The sequence below is a fragment of the Pantoea sp. RIT-PI-b genome (assembly GCF_001187905.1).
Taxonomy (GTDB): Bacteria; Pseudomonadota; Gammaproteobacteria; order Enterobacterales; family Enterobacteriaceae; genus Pantoea; species Pantoea nemavictus.
This window is the reverse complement of sequence record NZ_LGIS01000024.1, coordinates 1-1,750: the sequence shown is the minus strand read 5'-3', so window position 1 is coordinate 1,750 and position 1,750 is coordinate 1. Positions and strand designations below refer to the sequence as shown.

General features: G+C 53.7%; 1 rRNA gene. It reads right to left on the bottom strand.

Going from position 1 to position 1,750, the window contains the following annotated elements:
• Positions 1-44 precede the first annotated feature (44 nt).
• Positions 45-1,586 (bottom strand): 16S ribosomal RNA (locus AC790_RS15475).
• Positions 1,587-1,750: the final 164 nt, after the last annotated feature.

Sequence of the window (1,750 nt, the reverse complement as noted above, 5' to 3'; positions counted from 1 at the left end):
ATCAGACAATCTGTGTGAGCACTTCGCGGGAAGGTATCTTCAGGTAAGGAGGTGATCCAACCGCAGGTTCCCCTACGGTTACCTTGTTACGACTTCACCCCAGTCATGAATCACAAAGTGGTAAGCGCCCTCCCGAAGGTTAAGCTACCTACTTCTTTTGCAACCCACTCCCATGGTGTGACGGGCGGTGTGTACAAGGCCCGGGAACGTATTCACCGTAGCATTCTGATCTACGATTACTAGCGATTCCGACTTCACGGAGTCGAGTTGCAGACTCCGATCCGGACTACGACGCACTTTATGAGGTCCGCTTGCTCTCGCGAGGTCGCTTCTCTTTGTATGCGCCATTGTAGCACGTGTGTAGCCCTACTCGTAAGGGCCATGATGACTTGACGTCATCCCCACCTTCCTCCAGTTTATCACTGGCAGTCTCCTTTGAGTTCCCGGCCGGACCGCTGGCAACAAAGGATAAGGGTTGCGCTCGTTGCGGGACTTAACCCAACATTTCACAACACGAGCTGACGACAGCCATGCAGCACCTGTCTCAGCGTTCCCGAAGGCACCAAAGCATCTCTGCTAAGTTCGCTGGATGTCAAGAGTAGGTAAGGTTCTTCGCGTTGCATCGAATTAAACCACATGCTCCACCGCTTGTGCGGGCCCCCGTCAATTCATTTGAGTTTTAACCTTGCGGCCGTACTCCCCAGGCGGTCGACTTAACGCGTTAGCTCCGGAAGCCACTCCTCAAGGGAACAACCTCCAAGTCGACATCGTTTACGGCGTGGACTACCAGGGTATCTAATCCTGTTTGCTCCCCACGCTTTCGCACCTGAGCGTCAGTCTTCGTCCAGGGGGCCGCCTTCGCCACCGGTATTCCTCCAGATCTCTACGCATTTCACCGCTACACCTGGAATTCTACCCCCCTCTACGAGACTCTAGCCTGCCAGTTTCGAATGCAGTTCCCAGGTTAAGCCCGGGGATTTCACATCCGACTTGACAGACCGCCTGCGTGCGCTTTACGCCCAGTAATTCCGATTAACGCTTGCACCCTCCGTATTACCGCGGCTGCTGGCACGGAGTTAGCCGGTGCTTCTTCTGCGGGTAACGTCAATCGGCGAGGTTATTAACCTCACCGCCTTCCTCCCCGCTGAAAGTACTTTACAACCCGAAGGCCTTCTTCATACACGCGGCATGGCTGCATCAGGCTTGCGCCCATTGTGCAATATTCCCCACTGCTGCCTCCCGTAGGAGTCTGGACCGTGTCTCAGTTCCAGTGTGGCTGGTCATCCTCTCAGACCAGCTAGGGATCGTCGCCTAGGTGAGCCATTACCCCACCTACTAGCTAATCCCATCTGGGCACATCCGATGGTGTGAGGCCCGAAGGTCCCCCACTTTGGTCTTGCGACGTTATGCGGTATTAGCTACCGTTTCCAGTAGTTATCCCCCTCCATCGGGCAGTTTCCCAGACATTACTCACCCGTCCGCCACTCGTCACCCAAGGAGCAAGCTCCTCTGTGCTACCGTCCGACTTGCATGTGTTAGGCCTGCCGCCAGCGTTCAATCTGAGCCATGATCAAACTCTTCAATTTAAGTTTGATTTGCTGCAACGAGTGCAGCGATGCTCATCTGTAAAACGTCATAATGAATTTCATTATGTGTTCACTCGTGAGACTTGATATTTTTTTGCGTCCGGAGACGCTGATATCAATCCTGCGAGTGCCCACACAGATTGTCTGATAAATTGTTAAAGAGC